The sequence below is a fragment of the Streptomyces chumphonensis genome, from assembly GCF_014779715.1.
Taxonomy (GTDB): domain Bacteria; phylum Actinomycetota; class Actinomycetes; order Streptomycetales; family Streptomycetaceae; genus Streptomyces; species Streptomyces chumphonensis.
This window is the reverse complement of record NZ_JACXYU010000001.1, coordinates 668,650-691,559: the sequence shown is the minus strand read 5'-3', so window position 1 is coordinate 691,559 and position 22,910 is coordinate 668,650. Positions and strand designations below refer to the sequence as shown.

The window sequence follows — 22,910 nt, the reverse complement described above, 5'->3', positions numbered from 1 at the left end:
CAACGTAAATTTACTACCGGTGTAAGATTCGCCCATGAGTGACGACAGTGCGGGCACGTCGCCTCGGCCGACCGGACTGCGGGAGGCCAAGAAGCAGGAGACCCGGCAGCACATCTCCGACCAGGCCACCCGGCTCTTCCTCGCCCAGGGGTTCGACGCCACGACGATCGCCGAGATCGCCGACGCCGCCCGCGTCTCCAAGAAGACGGTCACCAACTACTTCGCGCGCAAGGAGGACCTGGCCCTCGACCGGCAGGACGCCTTCGTCGCGACCCTGGCCTCGGCCGTCGCGGCGCGCAGGCCCGGGGAGTCGGCGCTGGGCGCGTTGCGCCGCGCCTTCGAGGGGTCCCTGGCCGCGCACGATCCGGTCACGGGCTTCACGGGGGCGGAGTTCGCCCGCATGGCCGCCGAGAGCCCCACTCTCACGCACTGCGTGCGGGGCCTGCACGACCGCAGGGAGGAGGCGCTGGCCGAGGCGCTGGCCGAAGCCGGCGGGGCGCCGGGTGGCGACGCCACCGCCCGCACCGTCGCGGGACTGCTCGGCGCCGTGCACCGCGTCCTCTTCGGGCGCATCCAGCACCTCACTCTCGCGGGGTACGCGGCGTGGGAGATCGAGCGGCTCGTCGCGCCCGAGGGGGCCCGCGCCTTCGACCTGCTCGAACCGTCCCTCGGGCGGCTCTACGTCGCCTGAGCCGGGCTCATCCGGCCTCGGGCAGGGCGGTGCCGCACCGGGCGCAGAAGCGGGCGTCGGTCTCGGCGGCCGGACGGCCGCACGCGTCGCACAGCAGGTGGTGCAGGCACGGCGGTTCGCCGCCCTCGCTCCGTGTCCGGACGGTGAGGCCGGAGCGCCGCCGGTGGGTCGTGAGGTACGTCAGCCCGTCCTCGTCCGCCGCCAGCGAGCGCCGGGCGCCGCGCGGCAGCCAGACGACCGAGCCCGCCCGGAGCCGCTGCGCCACGCCGTCGAGCTCCAGTCGGCCGCTGCCGCCGGTGACGTAGAGGATCACGTCCACCTCGGGTTCGACGGACGCGCCGACCCGGCTGCCGGGCGGCAGCCGTACGAGGTTCGCGTCGAGTTGGCGGCCCGGCCGGTCGAGTCGCCACACGGCGCCGCCGCGATGGTCGGGCACGGCGCGCAGGGCGTCCGTCGACCGGACCTGCACGCCCGGTGCCGTGCTCCGTGGTGCGTCGTCGTGCATGGGCTCTCCGCGATGAAAGGGCGGTCGTGGGCGCGCGGCAGCCTGCCGCGGGCCCCGGGGCGGCCTCCATTGTCCGCCAGTCGCGCGGGAGGTTCAGCCGCGGCCGATGTAGGGCATGGTCGTGGCGAGGACGGTGGCGAACTGGATGTTGGCCTCCAGCGGCAGTTCGGCCATGTGCAGGACGGTCCGGGCGACGTCGGCGGCGTCCATGGTCGGTTCGGCGGCCGTCGTGCCGTCGGCCTGGAGGATGCCGGTGCGCATGCGGGCCGTGAGCTCGGTGGCCGCGTTGCCGACGTCGATCTGGCCGCAGGCGATGCGGTGCGGTCGCCCGTCCAGGGACAGCGACTTCGTGAGTCCCGTCACGGCGTGCTTGGTCGTGGTGTAGGCGAGGGAGTGCGGGCGCGGGGCGTGGGCCGAGACGGACCCGTTGTTGACGATGCGGCCGCCCTGCGGCGTCTGGTCCTTCATGGCGCGGAAGGCCGCGCGGGCGCACAGGAAGGCGCCGGTGAGGTTGACGTCGACGACGGACTGCCAGTCGGCGTACGTGAGTTCGTCGGGCGGCACGGCGGGGCCGAAGGTGCCGGCGTTGTTGAACAGCAGGTCCACGCGGCCGAAGCGGTCGAGGGCGGTGGCGAACAGCGCGGTCACGGAGTCGGGGTCGGTGACGTCCGTGGGCGCGGCGGCGACGCGCCCGGCGGCGTCGGGGGTGAGCAGCGCGGCGGTGCTCTCCAGCGCGGCGGGCCGGCGTCCGGCCAGGGTGACCGACCAGCCCGCCTCGGCCAGGGCGAGGGCCACGGCGCGGCCGATGCCGGAGCCCGCACCCGTCACCACGGCGCTGCGCGGCCGTGCGGCGGCGGCCTCCCGCGCTTCGTTCAACGTTTTGTTGATGTCCGTCATGTCCGCAGCGTACGCGAGCCGGATGGTGCCCGACGTCAACCGATGGCCATGTGCTTGTCGCGTACGTGCCAACGGTGCGCCGCTCCGATCCGCTGCACTGCTCCGCATGACGCACTCAGGGAGCGCAGACAGCGAACTCCGTGCCGCAGCCCGCCACGTGGGCCGCCGCCGGTTTCTGACGGTGACCGGCGCGGCCGCCGCCCTCGCCTTCGCCACCAACCTTCCGGACACCGCGCGGGCCGCCACCGACCTGCGCGAGGCGAAGTTCCCCCGGGACCCCTTCACCCTCGGCATCGCCTCCGGCGACCCCCTGCCCGGGTCCGTCGTGCTGTGGACCCGGCTGGCCCCGGACCCCTTCGAGCCCGACAGCGGGATGCCCGCGCGGCCCGTCCCCGTGCACTGGGAGATGGCGTACGACGCGCGGTTCCGCCGCATTGCCCGGCGCGGCACCGCCGTCGCCCACCCCGAGTACCACCACGCCGTGCACGTCGAGCCCCACGGGCTGCGGGCGGGCACCGACTACTACTTCCGCTTCCGCGCGGGAGCCCACCTCAGCCCCGTCGGCCGTACCCGCACCGCCCCGGCGCCGGGCACCGGTCCGGACGCGCTGCGCTTCGCCCTCGCCGCCTGCCAGCGCTACGACCAGGGCTACTGGACCGCCTACCGGCACCTGGCGGCCGAGGAGGACCTCGACGCCGTCATCCACCTCGGCGACTACCTGTACGAGTACGCCGTGGGCGCCGCCGCCGGCGCGCGCGGGTACACCGGCGACCGGCGGCTGCCCGACCACTTCGCCCGGGAGACCGTCACCCTGGAGGACTACCGGCTGCGGTACTCCCTCTACAAGCGCGACGAGGACCTCCGGGCCGCCCACGCCGCCGCGCCCTGGATCGTCACCTGGGACGACCACGAGACGGAGAACAACTACGCCGGGGACATCCCCGAGAACAGCGTGCCGCCCGAGGAGTTCCTCGTGCGCCGGGCCGCCGCCTACCGCGCGTACTGGGAGAACATGCCGCTGCGCCGGCCGCAGCGCCCCCACGGCCCCGACCTCACCCTCTACCGGCGGCTGCGGTTCGGGCGGCTCGCCCAGCTCGACGTCCTCGACACCCGGCAGTACCGCGACGACCAGGCCAACGGGGACGGCTGGAAGGTCCCCACGCCCGCGTCGCAGGACCCCGCGCGCCAGCTCCTCGGAGCCACCCAGGAGCGCTGGCTGGCCGACGGCTGGCGCGCCTCCGACGCCACCTGGAACGTCCTGGCCCAGCAGGTCGTCTTCGCCCGCCGCCGCAACCGCGTCGAGGGCCCCTGGCCGCTGTCCATGGACTCCTGGGACGGCTACCCCGGCGCCCGCGAGCGGGTGCTGCGCGCCGCCGGGTCGGCGCGCCTGCGCAACCTCGCGGTGCTCACCGGCGACGTCCACGTGCACTACGGCCTGGACATCAAGCGGGACTTCGACGACCCGTCGTCCCGCACGGTCGGCGTCGAGGTGGTCACCACGTCCGTCTCCAGCGGCGGCGACGGCCGGGAGCGGCCCGCCAACTGGGAGACGCTCATGGCCGCCAACCCGCACCTGCGGTTCTACGACGGGCGCCGCGGCTACACCCTGCTCACCCTCGACGAGCGTCAACTGCGCGCCGACTACCGCACGGTGTCGCACGTGACGACGCCCGGCGCGCCCGTGACGACGGCCGCGTCGTTCGTCTCGGCGGCGGGCGACCCGGGGCTGCGCCCCGCCTGACGCCGGTTCGGCGCTCGTCCCGGCCACCCCGCGCGCGGGGTGACCGGGACGCCGGGAGAACGCGACGTCCGGGCCCGGTGTGATCGGTCGCATGCCCCGGACGGCTGGGGTCGGGGCGGTGCGCCTGGGAGAATGTGTGCGCCGTCAACAAAACCTGGAGAGGTGCATGTCCGACCCCGGCCCGTGCAGTCCGGCCGCCCCGCCGTCCGTCGCCCCCGCGACGACCCCCTCCGTCCCTCCCGCCACCTCCGCGACGGACGCCTCCGGGCGGCCCGTCGTCCCCGCGCAGGCCGCCCCCGCGCGCGCCGGAGCGGTCCCCAAGGAGCCGCAGCTCACCCGCGCCCAGCGGGCGGGGCTGCTGCTCACGCTGGTCCTCGGCAGCCTCACCGCCCTGCCCGCCCTCACCATGGACCTCTACCTGCCGGCGCTCCCGCAGGTGGCCGACGCCCTGGGCACCGAGGCGGCCCAGGCCCAGCTGACCCTCACCACCTGCCTGCTGGGCCTGGCCCTCGGCCAGATCGTCGTCGGCCCGATGAGCGACCAGTTCGGGCGCCGCAGGCCGCTGCTGGTCGGCATGGCCTGCTACGTCGCCGCGAGCGCCGCCTGCGCCCTCGCGTCGGGCGTCGAGATGCTCACGGTCTTCCGGCTGGTGCAGGGCCTCACCGGCGCGGCGGGCATCGTCATCGCCCGCGCCGTCGTCCGCGACCTGTTCGACGGCCTGGCCATGGCCCGGTTCTTCTCCACCCTCATGCTGATCTCCGGTGCCGCCCCCGTCCTGGCCCCCGTCCTCGGCGGCCAGCTGCTGCGGGTCACCGACTGGCGCGGCACGTTCGTCGCGCTGGCCGCCGTCGGCCTGGTGCTGACCCTCGTCACCGCGCGGTACCTCCCGGAGACGCTCGCCCCCGCCGACCGGCACCGGGGCGGGCTGCCCACCGCGCTGCGCGCCATGCGCGGGCTGCTCGCCGACCGCGCGTTCGTGGGCTACCTCATCGCCGGCTCGCTCGGTTTCGCCGCGCTGTTCGCGTACATCGCGGCCTCGCCGTTCGTCGTCCAGGAGATCTACGGGGCCTCCCCGCAGACGTTCAGCCTGCTGTTCATGGTGAACTCCATCGGTCTGATCTCGCTCGGCCAGCTCAACGGCAAGGTCCTCGTGGGCCGCTGCGACCTGGACCGGGTCCTGCTCGTCGGGCTCGGTATCACCGGCGCGGCCGCCGTCGCCCTGCTGCTGATGACCTCCGGCGTGTTCGGGGAGCCGGGCCTGATCGGCGTCGCGGCGGGACTGTTCGTCCTGATGTCCGGCATGGGCCTGGTCCTGCCCAACGCCAACTCGCAGGGGCTCATGCGGGCCGGGCACGCGGCCGGCTCCGCCTCCGCCCTGCTGGGCACGACGCCGTTCCTCGTCGGCGCCGTCGCCTCGCCGCTCGTCGGCATCGCGGGGGAGCACACGGCGGTGCCGATGGCCGTCGTGCAGGTGGCGGCCCTGGCCCTGGCCACCGCCGGTTTCGTGGGGATGTGCCGCCCGTGGCGCCGCCGGGGCTGACGCCCGGCTCCGCGCGGCAGGCCGGTCTGGACGCCGGTGAACTGGCCGCCCTGGTGCGCCACGTGGACGCCCTGCCGTCCCGTGGCTGGTGCGGGGCGGCCGTGGTGGCGGCCGGGCGCGGCCCGTACCTCGCGGTGGAGCACGCGACGGGATGGGCCCTGCGCTGGGACGCCGCCGGGACGCCCGCCGCCGCCCCGCTGCCCGCCCGCGTGGACACCCCGTTCGACCTGGCCTCCCTCACCAAGCTCGTCACCGCCGTCGTCGCCGTGCGGCGGATGGAGCTCGGCGCCTTCCGCCTGGACGACCCCGTGGCCGCGCACGTCCCCGAGTTCGGCGCGGCGGGCAAGGACCGCGTCACCGTGCGGCAGCTCCTCACCCACACCTCCGGCCTGCGCCCCGAGCTGCCGTTCCACGAGGGGCACGGGTGGGAGCTGCTGTGGGCGGAGCCGCCCACCGCCACCGGCCCCTGCTACTCCGACCTCAACCTCCTCGCCCTCCAGGCCGTGCTGGAACGCACCGCGGGCCGCACGCTCGACGTCCTCGTCCGCGAGCACGTGAGCGGCCCGCTCGGTCTGCCCGGGCTGCGGTACGGGCCGGTCGCCGGGGCCGCCGCCACGGAGGACCAGCGGCGGCCGGTGGCCAAGTCCGACCGGGGGCTGCTGCGCGGCGTCGTCCACGACGAGAACGCCCACGCGCTCGGCGGCGTCGCCGGGCACGCCGGCCTCTTCGCCACCGCCCGCGACCTGGCGGTCCTGTGCCGCGCGCTGCTGGCCGGAGGCACGCTCGGCGGCGTCCGGCTGCTCGCGCCGGAGTCGGTGGCCCTGCTGCTGGACGCGCCCGGCCTGGGGTTCGCCGTCGACCAGCCCTGGTTCATGGGCGAGCTGGCCGGGCGGGGCGCCGCCGGACACACCGGCTTCACCGGCACGAGCCTGGTGCTGGACCGGGCGACGGACACCTTCCTCGTCCTCCTCGCGACCACCGTCCACCCGCTCCGGCCCGCGCGCCCGGACAGCACGCCCCGCGCCACCGCCGCCACCCACCTGGCCCGCGCGGTGCGCTGACCCGACGCGGACGGTCGCGGTGAGCCGGGCCCCGGCGGCGACCGGTGCGCCGCCCGCCGCCCGTCCGGCCTACCCTGGCACCGTGCACGAGCAGAACCTCCGCGCCGCCCTGGACGCCCTCCTGGACGGCCTGCCGCCCCGGGAGGCCACGGCGGCCGTCGAACGGCTCATCGCCAGCTACCGGGGCGCCACCCAGACCCACGCCCCGGTCCTGCGCGACGCCGTCGACGCCGCCGCCTACGCCGCCTACCGGATGCCCGCGACCTACGGCGCCGCCTCGGCGGCGCTCGCGGCGCTGGCCGCCCGGCTGCCGGGGTGGTCCCCGGCCACCCACACCGACCTGGGCGGCGGGACGGGCGCCGCGACCTGGGCCGTCGCCGGGACGTGGCCGCAGGGCTGCGCGAGCACGGTGCTGGACTGGGCCGAACCGGCCCTGGCCCTGGGCGCGGAGCTGGCCCGCGCCGCGCTGCCGGACGTGAGCTGGCGGCGGGCCCGGCTGGCGGGCGGGGAGGAGCCGCCGCCGGCGGACCTCGTCACCGTCTCCTACGTCCTCGGGGAGCTGACGGAGGCGGACCGGGCCGAGGTCGTCGCGGCGGCGGCGCGCTCCGGCCGGGCGGTCGTCCTCGTGGAGCCGGGCACCCCGGAGGGCTACCTGCGCGTCCGCGCCGCCCGCGACGACCTCCTCGCGGCGGGGCTGACGGTCCTCGCGCCCTGCCCGCACGACGCCCGGTGCCCCGTCGAGCCCGGCCGCGACTGGTGCCACTTCGCCGCCCGCGTCAGCCGCTCGTCCCTGCACCGCAGGGTCAAGGGCGCGACGCTGCCCTACGAGGACGAGAAGTACAGCTACGTGGCCGCCGTCCGCCCGGAGCTCACGCTGTCGAGGGAGGCGCCGTCAGGGGACGCGCCGTCAGGGGACGTGCCGCCGGGGGACGTGCCGCCGGGGGAGGCGGTGGCGTCCCGCGTCGTGCGCAGGCCGCAGATCCGCAAGGGCCAGGTCCTGCTGGACCTGTGCACGCCCGAGGGGGAGCTGACGCGCACCACGGTCACCAAGCGCCACCGCGACGCCTACCGGCGGGCCCGCGACACCGACTGGGGCGATCCCTGGCCCGCGTCGGAGGACTGAGCGGGGGCCGCACGCGGAGGCCCGGCGCCGGACGGCGCGCCGGGCCCCGGTGGGTGCGGAGGTGGTGCCGCCGTCAGGCCGGCGGCGGTACCGCGTCCGTCAGGCCCGTAGTTCGGCGGTGCAGCACTTGACGCTGCCGCCGCCCTTGAGCAGCTCGGTCAGGTCGACGGGGACGGGCTCGTAGCCGCGCTCGCGCAGCGGGTCGAAGAGCCCGGTGGCGGCCTGGGGCAGCAGGACGTGGTGGCCGTCGCTCACCGCGTTGAGGCCCAGGGCCAGCGCGTCGGCCTCCGAGGCCAGGATCGCGTCGGGGAAGAGCCCCGCGAGGACGGCCCGGCTGCCGGGTGAGAACGCGGGCGGGTAGTACATCACCTCGCTGTCGGAGCCGTCGTCCAGCACGCACAGCGCGGTGTCCAGGTGGTAGTAGCGCGGGTCGACCAGGTCGAGGCCGATGACCGGGCGGCCGAAGAACTCCTGCGCCTCCGGGTGGGAGAGCGGGCTGCTGCGGAACCCGCGCCCGGCGAGCAGCCAGGACGCGGTCACGGCGAAGTCGCCCTCGCCCTCGTTGACGTGGTCCGGCTCGCGGATCTCCCCGAAGCCGTGGGCCCGGTACCACGCGCGGTGGGCGGCGGCCTCCGCCACCCGCTCGGGGTGGGCGAACCGGGCGCCGAGCACCCGTCCGTCGACGACGGTGGCGCCGTTGGCGGCGTAGACCATGTCGGGCAGTCCCGGGTCGGGCGCCAGTTCCTCGACGGTGTGGCCGAGGGCCCGGTAGCGGTCCCGCAGGACCTCCCACTGCGCGACGGCGAGCGGGAGGTCCACGGGCTTGCCGGGGTCCATCCAGGGGTTGATGGAGTACGTGACACGGAAGTGTGCCGGTGGGCACATCAGGTAGCGCCGGGCTGCGTACAAGGGAGCTCCTCACGGGGTCGCCGTGGACTGGTGACCACATGGTCCACCGTGGGGAACGAGAACGCATTGATCCTTCCGGATGATTTACCCGCGTCCCTCCCGCAGTCTGCGTACCAGCTCCCGCCGGGCGGCCATGACGTCCTGGGGGCCGCCCCGCCCGGCGCCCGCGCCTTTGCCTCCGGCGCCCGAGAGCGCCTTGCGGGACAGGTGGTTCCGGCGGCCTCCGACGCCGAGCAGGTCCTTGCCGCGTGCAGAGCTCATGGGGCGACTCCTTCCTTCGGGTGCGTTCGTCGCCGCGTGGCCGCGCCACCGGTCCGGGGAGGGCCGGTGCGGCGACCCGTCCACCATGCAACGAGACGGTTCGTCTCGTCAAGACGGTTCGTCTCGTCTTTGGGCTGCTACCGTGCCCCCATGCCCCGGACACCCGCCCGCACCCCCGACGCCGGCCGCCGCAGCGAACGGTCCCGGCGCGCCATCCTCGACGCCAGCCTGGCCCTCGTCGGCGAGGTCGGCTACCACAGGCTGACCATCGAGGCCATCGCCGCCCGGGCCGGCGTCGGCAAGCAGACCATCTACCGCTGGTGGCCCTCCAAGGCCGCCGTCCTGCTCGACGCCTTCACCGCCCGCACCGAGGACCCGGAGTACGCGGCGGGCCTGCCCGACACCGGGGACCTCGCCGCCGATCTCAAGCTCGTCCTGCGCGCGACCGTCGACGAGTTCGACGACCCCGCCTTCGAGGCGCCCTACCGGGCCCTGGCCGTGGCCGGCGCCCTGGACCCGGACCTCTCCCGGCAGTTCACCGAGCGCCTGAACGAACCCGGGCTGGCGGCCTACCGGGACCGGCTCCGCTCCGCCCGGGAGGCCGGCCAGATCGCCCCCGGCACCGACCTCGACGTCGCCGTCGAGCTGCTGACCGGGCCCTTCTTCGCCCGCTGGCTCTCCCGCTCCGGCGGCCTCACCCACGCCTTCACCGACGCCCTGGTCGACACCGTCCTGGCCGGTCTGCGCCCCCGCGACTCCTGACCGCGCCGAGGGGGCACCGGGCCGGATTCCCGGACATGGCCCCACGTTCCGTATCCTCGGAGGATTCAGCGGACCATCAGGACGCGATGCGGGCGCCCCGGGCAGCGAGGGAGAGCGGATGGAACGGGAAGGCCGGGAAGGCAGGGTCTCCTGGTGGCTGCGGCGCCGGGCGCGCAACGCCGTCACGCGGGCGGAGCAGGAGGCGCGGGCGCGGGAGGACCTGCTGCTCGCGGCCGCCGCCGCCGGATTCCCGCTCGCCCTGGCCGCCCACCCCGAGGGGTACGGCTGCTCCTGCGAGCGCATCGGCTGCCCCACCCCGGCCCGGCACCCGCTGTCCTTCGCCTGGCGGACCCAGGCGAGCAGCGACCCGGACACCGTCCTGGGCTGGGCCCGCAGCCGCCCGGAGGCCAACTTCGTCACGGCCACCGGCATCGTCCACGACGTGCTCGACGTGCCCTACGAACCCGGTCTCGCCGCCCTGGAGCGGCTGGAGAGCGAGGGCGTGGAGACGGGACCGGTGGCCGTCCTCGGCGAGGAGCGGCTGCTCTTCTTCACCACCACCCGCACCCCCGACGACGAGGACGAGTGGTGGCCCTGCGAGCTGGACTGCCACCCGGAGACGATGGACGAGCACCCCGGCCTGCGCTGGCACTGCCGGGGCAGCTACGTCCTCGTCCCCCCGGCCCGGCTGCCGGGCGTCCACCGGCCGGAGGTCGCGTGGGTGCGGGCGCCGGAGCGCCCGCTGCCCGACCCCCTGTCGCTGCTGGAGGCCCTGACCGACGCGTGCGCCGCCTACGCGGGCTCCGACGCGGCCCAGGACCACCCGGACTTCCACGGCTCCGCCGCCTGGCCCGCCCGCTGACCGGCGGCGCCGTCAGCGGGCGCCGTCCTCCCGCTCGGACGCGGCGGCCTTCGGGGGGTGGGCGCGCAGCGAGCCGGCGTGCGCCGTGGCCGTCGGGTCGCGCCGGGTCTTCAGCAGGCTGGCCACGGTGACGACCGCCAGCACCCCGCCGATCACGATGAGGCTGAGCGGCGTGGAGATCTCGGGGACGCTCTCGCTGAGGTCGACGTGCGCCCAGTGCAGGATGAGCTTGACGCCGATGAAGGCGAGGATCAGGGCCAGTCCGGCCGAGAGGTAGACCAGCCGGTCCAGCAGGCCCTTGACGAGGAAGAACAGCGCGCGCAGACCGAGCAGGGCGAAGGCGTTCGCGGCGAAGACGATGTAGGGCTCCTGCGTGACGCCGAACACCGCCGGGATGGAGTCGAGCGCGAAGAGCAGGTCGATGCTGCCGATGGCGAGCAGGACGATGAACAGCGGGGTGACCATCCGGCGCCCCTCGACGCGCGTGGTGAGCCGGCCGCCCACGTAGTCGGGGGTGATCGGCAGGAACCGGCGGGCGGCCCTGACCATGACGTTGTCGTCGACGTCCGGGTCCTCGTCGCGGTGCCGGAACAACTGGACGGCCGTGTAGATCAGCAACAGCCCGAACAGCAGGAACATGAACGAGAACAGCGCCAGCAGGGTCGCGCCGAGTGCGATGAAGACCGCCCGCATGGCGAGGGCCAGCACGATGCCGAAGGTGAGCACCTTGTGCTGGTGCTCCTCCGGAACGGCGAAGGTCGTCATGATGATGACGAAGACGAACAGGTTGTCGACCGACAGGCTCTTCTCGACGATGTACCCGGCGAAGTACTCGGTGCCGAAGTCCCCGCCGTACCGCAGGGCGAACCAGACCCCGAAGGCCACGGCGACCAGCACGTAGAACACCGACCACGCGGTGGCCTCGCCGAAGCCGACCCGGTGCGGGCGCGCCGCGGCCAGGATCAGGTCCACGGCGAGGAGCACCAGGATCAGGCCGACGGTGACCGTCCAGGTGAGTGTGCTGATGTCCAGCACCGGTCCTCCCTTTTCCTTCGATGAGCGGAACGCTGATCCTGGTACCCCGGCGCGGCGGCGCCAAGCGGGCTCGCTGCGGTGCGCCCCCCCCGTCGCCCCGTGGCCCGTCGTCCCGGCCGCGCGGACGGCCTCAGGCGCCCTCGGCGGAGACCAGCGCGGACCGCTGCCCCAGGAAGTCGACGCGCGCCCCGGGGAGCGGCTCCTCGGGCACGGTGACGAGCTGCTGGTAGAGGTAGGACTGCGTGAGCGACCGCTTCGCCTCCCCCTTGAGCAGCGGCTCCACCAGCGGGTCGACGGTCGGCGTGTAGCCGTCGGCCACCGTCTGCTTGGTGTGCTGGTGCACGGTGAAGAACACCACCGCGCCGCCGCCCTCGGTGTACAGGCCCGTCACCGGGTACCGCTCGGGATCGGCGGGGCTGTCGTCCCACTCGTTGCGGGCGGCCGGACGGTTCGCCGCCTCGGCCCGCGTCTCGCGCCGCTCGGTCGTCGACGGCCCGGGCGCGAAGACCGCGCCCTTTCCGGTCCGCAGGAAGTCCGTGTACTTCTCGCCGAGCTCGGCGGGCTGCACGAACAGGTCGTCCTCCGCGTCCGCCCGCAGCGGCTCGGCGTAGCCGTCCTCGTCCCGTGCGAACGCGGGGACGTCCTCGGGGGCCAGCACCGTGAGGTAGGACGCCTTCCAGTCGGCGTCGACACCGCCGCGCGAGAACATGACCAGCCAGTGCGCCTCGGTGTCACCGACCCGGCCGGGCGCGGAGGCCAGGAAGTACTTGGGCCAGCCCGCCTGCCGGGGGATGTGGAACTCGGCCTCACCCAGCTCCAGCGGCTCGAACTCCGCGTCGCCCTCGGGGCTCACGGCCTTCCGCGCGGTCAGCGAGGCCCGCTCCATGTCGCCGAGGGAGCCGCTCTGGACGGTGGTGGCCAGGTCGGCGTCGAACGCGGCGTGCGCCTCGTTCGTCACCCGGACGTAGCGCTCCAGCGCCTTCCCGGCCTCGGCCTCCGTCGTCGCCGCGACGATCGCCGTCTCGCCGTGGACCGTCATGCAGCCGGTCAGTCCCGCCACCATGCCCGCCAGCGCCGCCGTGACCGCCGCCGCACGCACCCACGCCCTCATGCCCGTGCCCTCCCCGAGACCCCGGCTTCCGTCGGTTCCGTCCGCCGCACGGCGGCACCCTACCCGTCCGTCGCTCCCGCGCCGGGCGGGGGCGGCCCTGCCACGGGGCGCGGCTCAGGGCAGCGTCAGGATCTCCGCGCCCGTCGGCGTCACGACGAGGGTGTGCTCGAACTGCGCGGTGCGCCTGCGGTCCTTGGTGACGACCGTCCAGCCGTCCTCCCACATGTCCCACTCGTGGGTGCCGAGCGTCAGCATCGGCTCGATGGTGAACGTCATGCCGGGCTGCATCACGGTCGTCGCCCGGGGGTCGTCGTAGTGCGGGATGATCAGCCCGGAGTGGAACGCGCTGTTGATGCCGTGGCCGGTGAAGTCGCGCACGACGCCGTAGCCGAACCGCTGGGCGTAGGACTCGATGACGCGGCCGATGATGTTGATCTGCCGGCCCGGACGCACGGCCTTGATCGCCCGGTTCAGGGCCTCCTCGGTGCGTTCGACCAGGAGCCGCGAGACCTCGTCGACCTCTCCGCACAGGTAGGTCCGGTTGTTGTCGCCGTGCACCCCGCCGATGTAGGCGGTCACGTCCAGGTTGACGATGTCGCCGTCGCGCAGCACGGTCGAGTCGGGGATGCCGTGGCAGATGACCTCGTTGACCGACGTGCACAGCGACTTGGGGAAGGCCCGGTAGCCCAGCGTCGAGGGGTAGGCGCCGTGGTCGCACAGGTAGGTGTGCACGACCTCGTCCAGCGCGTCCGTCGTGACGCCCGGCGCGATGTGCTCCGCCGCCGCCTCCAGGGCGCCGGCCGCGATGCGTCCGGCCACCCGCATGCGCTCGATCGTTTCGGCGTCCTGCACCTCCGGCCCGGTGTACGGCGTCGGCGCCTCCTTGCCCACGTACTCGGGGCGCGCGATGGAGGCCGGGACGACACGCCTCGGGGACAGGGTGCCGGGAACGAGCAGAGACTGGCTGGACATGGGGGCGAGTCTAGGGGTTTCGTCCGGGCGGTGACCGACGTGGTGGGGCGGGCGCGGGTGGGGCAGCATGCCGGTATGGCTCTCTTCAAGCGCAGGACCCCGGGCAAACCGGGCGAATGGTACTACTGCCTCAAGCACGGCACGGTCGAGGAAGGCCCGCAGTGCGGTGCCGCCGACCGCTTCGGCCCCTATCCCAGCCGGACGGAGGCCGCCCACGCGATGGACACGGCGCGGGAGCGGAACGAGGAGTGGCGCACCGACCCCGCCTGGAACGACGACCCCGACGACGACCCCGACGACGGCCCCGATGACGGCCCCGACGCCCGTCCCGGCCGCTGACGCCCCGACGCCCCGCCGTCACGCCCCCGCGGCCCGCTCCTCCCGGACGGCCCGGGCGTACCGGTCGGTCCTGGCGTCGTAGCCCAGCAGCCTCGGCAGGCACAGCACGAGCAGGCCCACCGCCCCGACGCACAACAGCCCGCCCGCCCACACCGAGGCGCGCACCGACGTCAGGTCCGCCATCGTGCCCGCCCGTACCTGCCCGAGCTGCGGCCCCCCGGCGTACGACAGCAGCTCGATGCCCGCCAGCCGTCCGCGCAGCGCGTCCGGGACGGACTGGTCCCACAGCGTGTGCCGGAAGACGCCGCTGACCATGTCGAAGCCCCCCGCGACGGCGAGCAGCAGCAGGACCGGCCACAGCAGACCGGAGCCCGCAGCCCAGCCGGCCCCGGCGGTGGCGGCCCCCGTGCCCAGCGCCGCCCAGACCACCGCGCGCCCGTGCCGGTGCACCCGCGCCGTCCAGCCGCTGGTCAGACTGACGACGGCCGAGCCGGCCGGCAGGGCCGCGTACATCAGCCCGAGGGCCCACGTCGCTCCGAGATCCTCGGCGAGGAACGGGAAGAGCGCCATCGGGAAGGCGAAGAACGTCACGGCCAGGTCGACGAGGTAGGTGCCGAGCAGCTCCTTGCGCCGCCACGCGTACCCGGCGCCCTCGGCGATGCCGCGCGGCGAGACCCGCCGGGCGCCCGGCCGCGCCGGGGACGGGGAGAGCCGCCGGGCCAGGAGCAGGGCGAGGCCGCAGCCCAGCAGGTTCACCGCGTAGGCCGTGCCGATGTCGGCCCACGCCACGACCAGCCCGGCCAGCGACGGGCCGAGCACCGCTCCGAGCTGCCAGCGCAGCGCGCTCCACGCGGCTGCGGCCGACAGCTGGCCGTGCGCGACGACGCGGGGCACCAGCGCGCTCATGGCGGGCTGCTGGAGGCCCGTCAGCGCGCTGGAGAGCGCCGCCGCCGCGTACAGCGGCCACACCAGCGGCACCGGCAGCACCGCGTTGACGACGAGCAGCCCCGCCACGCAGGCCAGCCCCGCCTCCGCCCACAGGACGAGCCGCCGCTGGTCGACGGCGTCGGCCAGCGCGCCGCCGACCAGCCCGAACAGGGCGAGCGGCACGAGCTGGACGACGCCGATGAGGCCGACGGCCAGCGGCGACCCGGTGAGCTGGGCGAGCTGGAAGGGCAGGGTGACGGCGGTGAAGCCCCTGCCCAGGGTGGCGACGGCACCGGCCCACCACAGGGCCCGGAAGTCGGGCGACGTGCGCCAGGGGGCGAGGTCGGGCAGGAGGGCGGGCACGACCGGCCATGTTCGCGCCCGGCAGCGGCGTCCGGCAACCGGATTACGGCGCGGCCCGGCGGGCCCCGGGGGGTTCGCCGTCCCGCCGCACCGGGCCTGGCAGGATCGGGGCATGACTGCACCTGCACCCAAGAAGGACCCGTGGGACCTCCCGGACGTCAGCGGGCTCACCGTCGGCGTGCTCGGGGGCACCGGAGACCAAGGACGCGGCCTGGCCTACCGGCTGGCGAAGGCCGGGCAGAAGGTGGTGATCGGCTCCCGCGCGGCCGACCGCGCCCGCGGTGCGGCCGAGGAGATCGGGCACGGCGTCGAGGGCGCCGACAACGCCGAGTGCGCCCGGCGCGGTGACGTGGTGATCGTGGCCGTCCCCTGGGACGGCCACGCGGCGACCCTGGAGGGCCTGCGCGAGGAGCTGGCCGGGAAGCTCGTCGTGGACTGCGTCAATCCGCTGGGCTTCGACAAGAAGGGCGCCTACGCACTCGTGCCCGAGGAGGGCAGCGCCGCCGAGCAGGCCGCCGCACTGCTGCCGGACTCCCGGGTGACGGCCGCGTTCCACCACCTGTCGGCCGTGCTGCTGCGCGACCCGGCGATCGAGCGGATCGAGACGGACGTCATGGTGCTCGGCGAGGTCCGCGCGGACTGCGAGATCGTGCAGGCCCTGGCCGGCCGCGTCCCCGGCATGCGCGGCGTCTTCGCCGGCCGGCTGCGCAACGCCCACCAGGTCGAGTCCCTGGTGGCGAACCTGATCTCCGTCAACCGCCGCTACAAGGCCCACGCGGGCCTGCGCCTCACCGACCTCTGACGGCCCGGGGGCATGGGGGACAATGGGAGCCGTAGGCGCAAGACCGACCGCGTGAACCTGGAGCCCCACCCCATGCCCCGCATCGCCCTGTACGCCGTGCTCGTCTGTGTGCTCACCACGGTGGCCGCGGTGCTGTCGTTCGTCAACGGCAGCTTCCTCGGGGTGGTGTGGCTCCTGATGGCCGGCGTCTCCTCCAACATGGCCTACTTCTACTGGCGCAAGGCCCGCATGGACCGCGAGGCGGCGGGTGAGCGCCCCCGGGACGCCTGAGGGCCCGGGGTGCGCGGTGCCGCGCTCCGGAGGGGACAATGGCGCCGTGTATCGGTACGGGGTTCTGGGCGCGGTACGGGTCGAGCGGGACGACGGGTCCGCCGTCGCGGTGGGCGGGTCCCGGCTGCGGGCGCTGCTGACGGCACTGGCCGTCCGCCCCGGGCACGTCGTCGGGCTGCCGGCGCTCACCGGCGCGGTGTGGCCCGGGGGCGACGCCCCGGCCGACCCGCAGGCCGCGTTGCAGGCTCTGGTCGGGCGGCTGCGCCGCACGCTCGGCCGGGACGCCGTCGAGCTGGCGGACGGCGGGTACCGGCTGGCCGCCCGCCCCGACGACGTCGACCTCCACCGTTTCGAGCGGCTGACCGCGCAGGGGATCGCCGCGCTGGACGCCGGCCGTCCGGTCGCCGCCGTGTCCGTGCTGGACGAGGCGCTGGCGCTGTGGCGCGGCCCCGCCCTGGCCGACCTGTCCGACGCGGCCGACCGGACGGGTGTCGACCCGGCGGCCCGCCGCGCCGAGGCCCGCCGCACGGAGGCGCGCCGGGCGCGCGCCGAAGCCGTCCTGGCGACGGGCGGGGCCGCGCAGGCGCTGCCGGAGCTGGCGCAGCTGTGCGCGGAGCACCCCCTGGACGAACGGTCCCAGCTCCTGCGGCTGCGGGCGCTGCGCGACGCGGGGCGTCCGGCGGAGGCGCTGGCCGACTACGAGGGGGTCCGCGCGCGGCTGGCCGCGCGGCTGGGGACCGACCCCGGCCCCGGGCTGCGGGCCCTGCACGCCGAGCTCCTCACCCGGACGACCGCCCCGACCGCCCCGCCTCCCGAGCCGCCCGCCGCCCCGGCGTTCCCGCCGGGGAGTCTGCGGCCCCGGCTGACCTCGTTCGTCGGCCGTGAGGAGGAGCTGGCCGCCCTGCGCGCCGAGCTGCCCCGCCACCGCCTGGTGACCCTGCTGGGGACCGGCGGCTGCGGCAAGACCCGGCTGGCGCAGGAGGCGGCCGACGCCCTGGCCGACCACTACCCCGACGGCGTCCGGCTCGCGGAGCTGGCCTCCGTCCGCGACCCCGCGACGGTGCCGGAGGCCGTGCTGACCGCACTCGGCGGGCGCGAGACGGTGCTCGGGACCTCCGAGAGCCTGCGCGCGGCCACCCGCGCCGGGGCTCCGGCCGCCGACCCGCTCGACCGGCTGGCCGAGCACTGCGCGCCGCGTCGCATGCTCCTGCTCCTGGACAACTGCGAGCACGTGATCGACGCCGCCGCCCGACTCGCCGAGCGGCTCGCCCTCTCCTGCCCGCACGTCACGGTGCTGGCCACGAGCCGGGAGCCGCTGGGGGTGGGAGGTGAGTCGGTGGTCGTCGTCGACCCGCTGCCGCAGGCCATGGCCCTGCGCCTGCTCCAGGACCGGGGCGCGGCGACGCGCGCCGGCTTCTCCACCGCCGAGGACCCGACGGCCTGCGCCGACCTGTGCCGAAGGCTGGACGGCCTGCCGCTGGCCATCGAGCTGGCGGCGGCCCGGCTGCGTTCCCTGACCCCGCGCCAGCTCGTGGACCGGCTGGGGGACCGGTTCCGGCTGCTGACCGGCGGGAGCCGCACCGCCCTGCCCCGGCAGCAGACGCTGCGCGCCGTCGTGGACTGGTCGTGGGACCTGCTGGACGGGCCCGAGCGCGCCGTCCTGCGCCGTCTCGCCGTGTGCTCGGGCGGCTGCGCACCGGAGCAGGCCGAGGAGGTGTGCGCGGGGGCGGGCGTGGCCGCCCGCGACGTCGTCCCGCTCCTCGGCTCCCTCGTCGACAAGTCGCTGGTCGTCGCGGACACCACGCCGGACGGGATGCGGTACCGGCTGCTGGAGACGGTCGCCGAGTACGCCGCCGAGCGGCTCGACGAGGCGGGGGAGGGGGCGGACACCCGTCGGCGCCACCTGGCGGCGTACCGCGAACTCGCCCGCACCACCGAGCCGTTGCTCCGCGGTCCCGGTCAGCGGGCGCACCTGGAGCGGCTGGAGCGCGACCACGACAACCTCCGCGCCGCGCTGCGCCGGGCGGTCGACGCCGGGGAGGAGCACGAGGCGCTCGGCCTCCTGCACGGGTTGCAGTGGTTCTGGACCCTGCGCGGCCACACCCGGGACGTCACCACCTGGTCCCGGGAGGTCTGCGGCCTCTTCCCCGACCCGTTCGCGCCTCCCGCCGAACCGGCCGTGCCGGTGTCCGGGCGGGCCACGGCCGTCCCCCCGCCCCTGCCGCCCGACCGGCTCGCCGAGGCCCGGCGCGGTGCGTGGCTCCTCCAGTTGTGCAGCGGCGAACCCGACATGGACCTGCTGTCGGACCCCGCCTACCGGGCCCGGCTGCGCGAGATCACCCGCGTCTACCGGCCCGGCCTGCCGCAGACCTGCCACCCGCCCGGCTACGCCTGGCTGTACGCGCTGATCCTCCTGAGCGAGGGCGAGCTGCTGTTCGGGGCCCTGGACGCCGCGGTCGACGCCGCCCGGGCCGGCGGGGAGGAGTGGGACCTGGCGTTCGCGCTGCACATGCGCACCCGGTTCGCGCTGGAACGTCCCCCCGCCCTGGAGCAGGCGGCCCGCGACGCCGAGGAGGCCCTGGCGATCTTCACCCGGCTCCAGGACGCGTGGGGGGTCGCACAGGCCCTCTCCGGCCACGGGGAGATCGACGAGCGCCGGGGCGACCTCGCGGCGGCGGCCGGGAACTACGAGGCGGCCGTCGCCCTCGCGGAGAAACTGGGCGCCCACAGCGAGGTCCCCCTCCTGCGCGCCCGGCTGGCGGGCGTCCACCTGGAGGCCGACGGGGACCCGGAGCTGGTCGGCCGCGTCCTGCGGGAGGCGTTGCGGGACGGCGAGGGGCAGAGCGAGGACGTGGTCGTCTTCGCCCGGGTGCTGCTGACCATGTGGCACGGGCGGTACGGCCGGACGCGCGAGGCCCGCGAGCAGTTGGACGTCCTGCGGACCCGTTTCCACGAGGGCTCGCCGCCGATGTTCCGGGGCATGATCGACGGGATAGCGGCCTGGCTGCACGTGCTGGAGGGCGCGCACGGGCAGGCCCTCGTCCTGCTGCGGGAGGCCCTCGCCCGCACCGCCGAGGACCGCGTCACCCAGTTGGTCGCCCCGCACCTGACGACGACGCAGCTGGCCACCGCCGCCGAGGCGCTGGCGGGGGCCGGCCGGGCCGAGGACGCCGCACGGGTGCTGGGCGCCTTCGACGCCCGCGACCTGCCGCTGGGCGCGGGCACGCGCAACGTGCGGGACTGCCGGGAACGTGCCGAGACCGCCGTCCGCCCGGTGCTCGGGGACGCCGCGTACGCCCGCGCCCACACCGACGGCGCCCGCCTCGCCCCCGCCGACGTCGCCGTGCTGTGCGCCCCGCGCGACCGGGTGCCCGCCCCGGCCGCGCACCCGCCCCGGCAGACGTGAACCGGCCGGGGCGGGCGTGCGCCCGCCCCGGCCGGCGCGGCCCCCGGGCGCGGGCGCTCAGGTGCGACGGCGGAAGGTGCGCACGGCCAGCGGGGCCGTGACGGCGGTGAGTCCCACGGCCCAGACGAGCGTCCACAGCACGGGCTGTGCCACCGGCCCCTGACCGATCATCAGTCCCCGGGCGGCGTCGGCGGCGTGGGAGAGCGGGTTGACGGAGGCGAACGCCTCCAGCCAGCCCGGCATCGTCTCGACCGGCACGAAGATCGACGACCCGAACTGCAACGGCATCAGTGCCAGGAACGAGGCGCCCTGGATGGCCTGCGCGCTCTTCAGCAGCAGCCCGAGCAGCATGAAGATCCACAGCAGCGAGGTGCCGAACAGCGCGGTCAGCGCGACGGCCGCGCCCAGCTCGGCCCAGCGGCCGTCGACGTCCATTCCGACGGCGAGCCCCACCAGGAGCAGCACGGCGAACGCCACGAGCATGCGCCCCAGCTCGACGACGACCTTCGCCACCAGCACCGAGGAGCGGGCGATGGGCAGGGCCCGGAACCGGTCCATCACGCCGGTGCGCAGGTCCTCGTTGAGGCCGGTGCCGACGGCCATGGCGATGCCGATGCTCGTCATCGCCATCATGCCGGGCATCAGGTAGTCGGTGTAGCGGTCCCGGTCGCCGTCGGCACCGATCGCGCCGCCGAAGACGTACACGAACAGCAGCGTGAAGACGATGGGCATGAGCAGGGCGTCCATCATCGACTGCGGGTCGCCCTTGGCCTGGAGGGCCTGTCGGCGCACCAGGGCGCCGACGTGCCGCAGGTGGTCGCGCGGCGTGGGGGCGCCCACGTCGCGCACGGGGGCCGGGGCGGGGGAGCGGGTCGCGGTCGCGGTGGTCATGCGGCGGCCTCCTCGGTGGCGGGTGCGGTGGTGTCGGCGGGGGCGGTCCGCTCACCGGTGAGGGCGAGGAACACCTCGTCCAGGCTGGGCAGGTGGGTGCCGACGCCGGCCAGCGCGAAGCCGCGCTCGGCGAGCAGGCGGACGACGTCGGTCAGGTGCGCGTCGCTCACGACGGGCACGTGCACCACGCCCTCGGCCACGTCGGCGCGGGGCGCGGCCGGACCGGCGGCCCGCGACTGGGCGAGGGCGCCCAGCAGCCGGTGCAGTTCGCCGGGATCGGCGGGACGGATCTCCAGGGTGCGTCCGCCGACCCGGGCCTTGAGGCCGTCCACCGTGCCCTCGGCGATGACCCTGCCCCGGTCCACGACGGTCAGCGCGCCGGCCAGGTGCTCGGCCTCCTCCATGTACTGGGTGGTCAGCAGGACGGTCGTGCCCTCGCGGGTCAGCCGGCGGACCTCCGCCCACACCTCGTTGCGGGTGCGCGGGTCGAGCCCGGTGGTCGGCTCGTCCAGGAAGAGGACCCGCGGGCGGCCGATCATGGACGCCGCCAGGTCCAGGCGGCGGCGCATGCCGCCCGAGTAGGTGCGCGGGGGGCGGTGGGCCGCCTCCGTCAGGGAGAACCGCTCCAGCAGCGCGTCGGCGCGGGATCGGGCGTCCGCGCGGGAGAGGTCCAGGAGCCGGCCGATGAGGTAGAGGTTCTCCCAGCCGGAGATCTTCTCGTCCACGGAGGCGTACTGCCCGGTCAGCCCGATCGCCCGGCGCAGCGACGCGGGCTGCCGGACGACGTCGAGCCCGGCGACGCTCGCGCGGCCGGCGTCCGGCACGAGGAGTGTGGCCAGGCAGCGCACGAGCGTCGTCTTGCCCGCGCCGTTCGGGCCGAGCACGCCGTGCACCGTGCCCTCCGCCACGGCGAGGTCCACCCCGTCCAGGGCCCGGGTCTCCCCGAAGTGCTTGACCAGGCCGTGGACGTCCACGGCGAGGTCGCTTCCGTTCGTTGTGCGCGTCATGCCGACGACGGTGCCAGCCGCCGCCGACGTCCTACCGACATCCGCCGGTCGCCGCCGACGCCCCGCCGACATCCGCCGCCGCCGCCGACGCGCCGCCGGACCGGGCACGCCACGGCCCGTCGGCGGGCTGGGGGATGGGCCGGGCCGACGGGCCGCGCGGTGTGCCGGGAGAGGTCAGTGGAAGGTGTGCTCCTCCTGCGGGAAGGCGCCCTCCGCGACATCGTCGGCGAACGCCTTCGCGGCGTCGCCGAGGGCCGCGCGCAGCTGCGCGTACTGCTTGACGAAGCGCGGCACCCGGCCGCCGGTGAGGCCCGCCATGTCGGTCCACACCAGCACCTGGGCGTCGCAGGCGCCGCCGGCGCCGATGCCGATGGTGGGGACGTGCAGGGAGCGGGTCACCTCGGCGGCCAGCTCGGCCGGGACCATCTCCAGGACGACGGCGAAGGCGCCGGCGTCCTGCGCGGCCTTGGCGTCGCGCAGCAACCGGTGCGCGTCCTCGTCGCCCCGGCCCTGGACCCGGTAGCCCATGGTGTTCACGGACTGCGGGGTCAGCCCGAGGTGCGACATGACGGGGATGCCGGCGGAGACCAGCAGCTCCGTCTGGGCCAGCGAGCGCTCGCCGCCCTCCAGCTTCACCGCGCCGACGCCGGCGTCCTTGACGAGCCGGGTCGCGCTGCGCAGCGCCTGGGTGGGGCCCTCCTGGTACGAGCCGAACGGCAGGTCGCCGACGACCAGGGCGCGGCGCGTGCCGCGCACGACGGCGGCGGAGAGCATCGCCATCTGGTCCAGCGTGACCGGGACCGTGGTGTCGTAGCCGAGGTGGCAGTTCCCCGCCGAGTCCCCCACGAGGAGGACGGGGATGCCCGACTCGTCAAAGACGGAGGCGGTCACCGCGTCGTAGGCGGTGAGCATCGCCCACTTCTCGCCGCGCTCCTTGGCTGCGGCGAGGTCGCGGACGGTGATGCGCCGGTTCTGGGCCGTACCGTACAGACTCTTCACGGCCTGGCTGCTGTCGGCAGCCGTGTGGGCATGCGTCATGGCATGGGCTCCTGGGGTGTCGTCTCGAAGCGCCCTGACGGCGTCTCCGGATCGCTGTCCATGGTGGCACCCCGGGCGGCTTCGGGGGAAGGGGAGCGGGGCCCGCGTCACACCGGGCCGCAGGTGGCCCGGCGGCGCGGCCGGGTGCGCCGCCAGGCTGTCGCCTCGTGCCCGGGAGCCGTCGAACGGAAGCGCCGCGGTCCGCCTCCGGACCACCGGCGGCCCGCCGTGAGTCGCCTCACCTGGCAGGAAGCGGAACTGAGGGGATGTACGGGATCGTCCTTCCCGCAGTACGGTCGGCCGCGCTCGACCGTACGGGAGTTCCCCTCGGAAGGCCGTGCCCGCCACGGGTTCGTGCTTCGATGACCAGGGGGGGCTCGAGCGGGACTGGACCACC

At 75.5% G+C, this 22,910-nt stretch carries 22 protein-coding genes; 11 read left to right on the top strand and 11 right to left on the bottom strand.

The window, feature by feature from the left end:
* Nucleotides 1-34: 34 nt before the first annotated feature.
* Nucleotides 35-691: a TetR/AcrR family transcriptional regulator gene (locus tag IF129_RS02805; RefSeq protein WP_191207778.1), complete on the top strand. Its 657-nt coding sequence runs from the start codon at nucleotides 35-37 to the stop codon at nucleotides 689-691.
* 7 nt (nucleotides 692-698) lie between these two features.
* Here IF129_RS02805 and IF129_RS02800 read toward each other — a convergent pair whose 3' ends face one another.
* Entirely contained in the window at nucleotides 699-1,196 is a 498-nt protein-coding gene (locus IF129_RS02800; RefSeq protein WP_191207777.1) for a cupin domain-containing protein, read from the bottom strand.
* 93 nt (nucleotides 1,197-1,289) lie between these two features.
* On the bottom strand, nucleotides 1,290-2,093 hold the full coding sequence (locus IF129_RS02795) for an SDR family oxidoreductase (protein ID WP_191207776.1): 804 nt from the start codon (nucleotides 2,091-2,093) through the stop codon (nucleotides 1,290-1,292).
* Nucleotides 2,094-2,199: 106 nt separating this feature from the next.
* On the opposite strand from IF129_RS02795, the gene IF129_RS02790 reads away from it, so the two are divergent.
* The 4 genes from IF129_RS02790 to IF129_RS02775 all read left to right on the top strand — a co-directional run bounded on the left by IF129_RS02790 (nucleotide 2,200) and on the right by IF129_RS02775 (nucleotide 7,558).
* Nucleotides 2,200-3,834, top strand: a complete 1,635-nt coding sequence (locus IF129_RS02790) for an alkaline phosphatase D family protein (RefSeq protein WP_191207775.1) — start codon at nucleotides 2,200-2,202, stop codon at nucleotides 3,832-3,834.
* Between the two features lie 166 nt (nucleotides 3,835-4,000).
* On the top strand, nucleotides 4,001-5,374 hold the full coding sequence (locus IF129_RS02785; RefSeq protein WP_191207774.1) for a multidrug effflux MFS transporter: 1,374 nt from the start codon (nucleotides 4,001-4,003) through the stop codon (nucleotides 5,372-5,374).
* Nucleotides 5,356-6,435 (top strand): serine hydrolase domain-containing protein, encoded by a 1,080-nt coding sequence (locus IF129_RS02780; protein WP_318153508.1) that lies wholly within the window; start codon nucleotides 5,356-5,358, stop codon nucleotides 6,433-6,435. The genes IF129_RS02785 and IF129_RS02780 overlap by 19 nt, the downstream gene beginning before the upstream one ends.
* A gap of 82 nt (nucleotides 6,436-6,517) precedes the next feature.
* The gene (locus tag IF129_RS02775) at nucleotides 6,518-7,558 is read left to right on the top strand and encodes a small ribosomal subunit Rsm22 family protein (RefSeq protein WP_191207772.1); all 1,041 of its coding nucleotides are present in this window, start codon (nucleotides 6,518-6,520) and stop codon (nucleotides 7,556-7,558) included.
* A 99-nt stretch (nucleotides 7,559-7,657) separates the two neighbouring features.
* Here the strand turns inward: IF129_RS02775 and ddaH are convergent, their stop codons facing one another.
* Together ddaH and IF129_RS02765 are read right to left on the bottom strand one after the other, a co-directional pair.
* Nucleotides 7,658-8,467: a dimethylargininase gene (gene ddaH / locus IF129_RS02770; protein WP_345602219.1), complete on the bottom strand. Its 810-nt coding sequence runs from the start codon at nucleotides 8,465-8,467 to the stop codon at nucleotides 7,658-7,660.
* Nucleotides 8,468-8,551: 84 nt separating this feature from the next.
* A complete protein-coding gene (locus IF129_RS02765) occupies nucleotides 8,552-8,728 on the bottom strand; it encodes a DUF6243 family protein (protein WP_191207771.1) in 177 nt (58 codons plus the stop codon).
* 150 nt (nucleotides 8,729-8,878) lie between these two features.
* Between IF129_RS02765 and IF129_RS02760 the strand changes: the two genes are divergently transcribed.
* A complete protein-coding gene (locus IF129_RS02760) occupies nucleotides 8,879-9,490 on the top strand; it encodes a TetR/AcrR family transcriptional regulator (RefSeq protein ID WP_191207770.1) in 612 nt (203 codons plus the stop codon).
* Nucleotides 9,491-9,608: 118 nt separating this feature from the next.
* Complete coding sequence (locus IF129_RS02755; protein ID WP_191207769.1) at nucleotides 9,609-10,352, top strand: bifunctional DNA primase/polymerase; 744 nt, start codon at nucleotides 9,609-9,611, stop codon at nucleotides 10,350-10,352.
* Between the two features lie 12 nt (nucleotides 10,353-10,364).
* Here the strand turns inward: IF129_RS02755 and IF129_RS02750 are convergent, their stop codons facing one another.
* From IF129_RS02750 to map, 3 genes are all read right to left on the bottom strand, one after another.
* Nucleotides 10,365-11,387 (bottom strand): TerC family protein, encoded by a 1,023-nt coding sequence (locus IF129_RS02750; RefSeq protein WP_191207768.1) that lies wholly within the window; start codon nucleotides 11,385-11,387, stop codon nucleotides 10,365-10,367.
* 130 nt (nucleotides 11,388-11,517) lie between these two features.
* Nucleotides 11,518-12,498, bottom strand: coding sequence for a hypothetical protein (locus IF129_RS02745; protein WP_191207767.1), 981 nt, complete (start codon nucleotides 12,496-12,498; stop codon nucleotides 11,518-11,520).
* 114 nt (nucleotides 12,499-12,612) lie between these two features.
* Entirely contained in the window at nucleotides 12,613-13,470 is an 858-nt protein-coding gene (gene map, locus IF129_RS02740; protein ID WP_191207766.1) for a type I methionyl aminopeptidase, read from the bottom strand.
* Between the two features lie 75 nt (nucleotides 13,471-13,545).
* On the opposite strand from map, the gene IF129_RS02735 reads away from it, so the two are divergent.
* Nucleotides 13,546-13,809 (top strand): hypothetical protein, encoded by a 264-nt coding sequence (locus IF129_RS02735; RefSeq protein WP_191207765.1) that lies wholly within the window; start codon nucleotides 13,546-13,548, stop codon nucleotides 13,807-13,809.
* 18 nt (nucleotides 13,810-13,827) lie between these two features.
* Here the strand turns inward: IF129_RS02735 and IF129_RS02730 are convergent, their stop codons facing one another.
* Nucleotides 13,828-15,099 carry an MFS transporter gene (locus IF129_RS02730; RefSeq protein ID WP_318153506.1) on the bottom strand — a complete coding sequence of 424 codons (1,272 nt, stop codon included), beginning with the start codon at nucleotides 15,097-15,099 and terminating at the stop codon, nucleotides 13,828-13,830.
* Nucleotides 15,100-15,211: 112 nt separating this feature from the next.
* On the opposite strand from IF129_RS02730, the gene npdG reads away from it, so the two are divergent.
* From npdG to IF129_RS02715, 3 genes are read left to right on the top strand one after another with little or no spacing between them, the layout of a single operon-like run.
* The gene (gene npdG / locus IF129_RS02725) at nucleotides 15,212-15,901 is read left to right on the top strand and encodes an NADPH-dependent F420 reductase (RefSeq protein WP_191207763.1); all 690 of its coding nucleotides are present in this window, start codon (nucleotides 15,212-15,214) and stop codon (nucleotides 15,899-15,901) included.
* 51 nt (nucleotides 15,902-15,952) lie between these two features.
* On the top strand, nucleotides 15,953-16,171 hold the full coding sequence (locus IF129_RS02720; protein WP_381480250.1) for a hypothetical protein: 219 nt from the start codon (nucleotides 15,953-15,955) through the stop codon (nucleotides 16,169-16,171).
* 46 nt (nucleotides 16,172-16,217) lie between these two features.
* On the top strand, nucleotides 16,218-19,577 hold the full coding sequence (locus IF129_RS02715; protein WP_318153505.1) for a BTAD domain-containing putative transcriptional regulator: 3,360 nt from the start codon (nucleotides 16,218-16,220) through the stop codon (nucleotides 19,575-19,577).
* A 57-nt stretch (nucleotides 19,578-19,634) separates the two neighbouring features.
* On the opposite strand, the gene IF129_RS02710 is transcribed toward IF129_RS02715, so the two are convergent.
* The 3 genes from IF129_RS02710 to panB form a co-directional block, all read right to left on the bottom strand.
* Complete coding sequence (locus tag IF129_RS02710) at nucleotides 19,635-20,468, bottom strand: ABC transporter permease (RefSeq protein ID WP_191207761.1); 834 nt, start codon at nucleotides 20,466-20,468, stop codon at nucleotides 19,635-19,637.
* Complete coding sequence (locus IF129_RS02705) at nucleotides 20,465-21,475, bottom strand: ATP-binding cassette domain-containing protein (RefSeq protein WP_191207760.1); 1,011 nt, start codon at nucleotides 21,473-21,475, stop codon at nucleotides 20,465-20,467. Before IF129_RS02705 ends, IF129_RS02710 begins: the two co-directional genes overlap by 4 nt.
* 174 nt (nucleotides 21,476-21,649) lie before the next feature.
* Nucleotides 21,650-22,513 carry a 3-methyl-2-oxobutanoate hydroxymethyltransferase gene (gene panB / locus IF129_RS02700; RefSeq protein ID WP_191207759.1) on the bottom strand — a complete coding sequence of 288 codons (864 nt, stop codon included), beginning with the start codon at nucleotides 22,511-22,513 and terminating at the stop codon, nucleotides 21,650-21,652.
* Nucleotides 22,514-22,910: the final 397 nt, after the last annotated feature.

Coding starts and splice junctions, on each gene's coding strand:
- map (WP_191207766.1), bottom strand. CDS start 13,470: ATGTCCAGCCAGTCTCTGCTCGTTCCCGGCACCCTGTCCCCGAGGCGT.
- IF129_RS02785 (WP_191207774.1), top strand. CDS start 4,001: ATGTCCGACCCCGGCCCGTGCAGTCCGGCCGCCCCGCCGTCCGTCGCC.
- IF129_RS02800 (WP_191207777.1), bottom strand. CDS start 1,196: ATGCACGACGACGCACCACGGAGCACGGCACCGGGCGTGCAGGTCCGG.
- panB (WP_191207759.1), bottom strand. CDS start 22,513: ATGACGCATGCCCACACGGCTGCCGACAGCAGCCAGGCCGTGAAGAGT.
- IF129_RS02755 (WP_191207769.1), top strand. CDS start 9,609: ATGGAACGGGAAGGCCGGGAAGGCAGGGTCTCCTGGTGGCTGCGGCGC.
- IF129_RS02710 (WP_191207761.1), bottom strand. CDS start 20,468: ATGACCACCGCGACCGCGACCCGCTCCCCCGCCCCGGCCCCCGTGCGC.
- npdG (WP_191207763.1), top strand. CDS start 15,212: ATGACTGCACCTGCACCCAAGAAGGACCCGTGGGACCTCCCGGACGTC.
- IF129_RS02745 (WP_191207767.1), bottom strand. CDS start 12,498: ATGAGGGCGTGGGTGCGTGCGGCGGCGGTCACGGCGGCGCTGGCGGGC.
- IF129_RS02760 (WP_191207770.1), top strand. CDS start 8,879: ATGCCCCGGACACCCGCCCGCACCCCCGACGCCGGCCGCCGCAGCGAA.
- IF129_RS02795 (WP_191207776.1), bottom strand. CDS start 2,093: ATGACGGACATCAACAAAACGTTGAACGAAGCGCGGGAGGCCGCCGCC.
- IF129_RS02705 (WP_191207760.1), bottom strand. CDS start 21,475: ATGACGCGCACAACGAACGGAAGCGACCTCGCCGTGGACGTCCACGGC.
- IF129_RS02765 (WP_191207771.1), bottom strand. CDS start 8,728: ATGAGCTCTGCACGCGGCAAGGACCTGCTCGGCGTCGGAGGCCGCCGG.
- IF129_RS02790 (WP_191207775.1), top strand. CDS start 2,200: ATGACGCACTCAGGGAGCGCAGACAGCGAACTCCGTGCCGCAGCCCGC.
- IF129_RS02805 (WP_191207778.1), top strand. CDS start 35: ATGAGTGACGACAGTGCGGGCACGTCGCCTCGGCCGACCGGACTGCGG.
- IF129_RS02735 (WP_191207765.1), top strand. CDS start 13,546: ATGGCTCTCTTCAAGCGCAGGACCCCGGGCAAACCGGGCGAATGGTAC.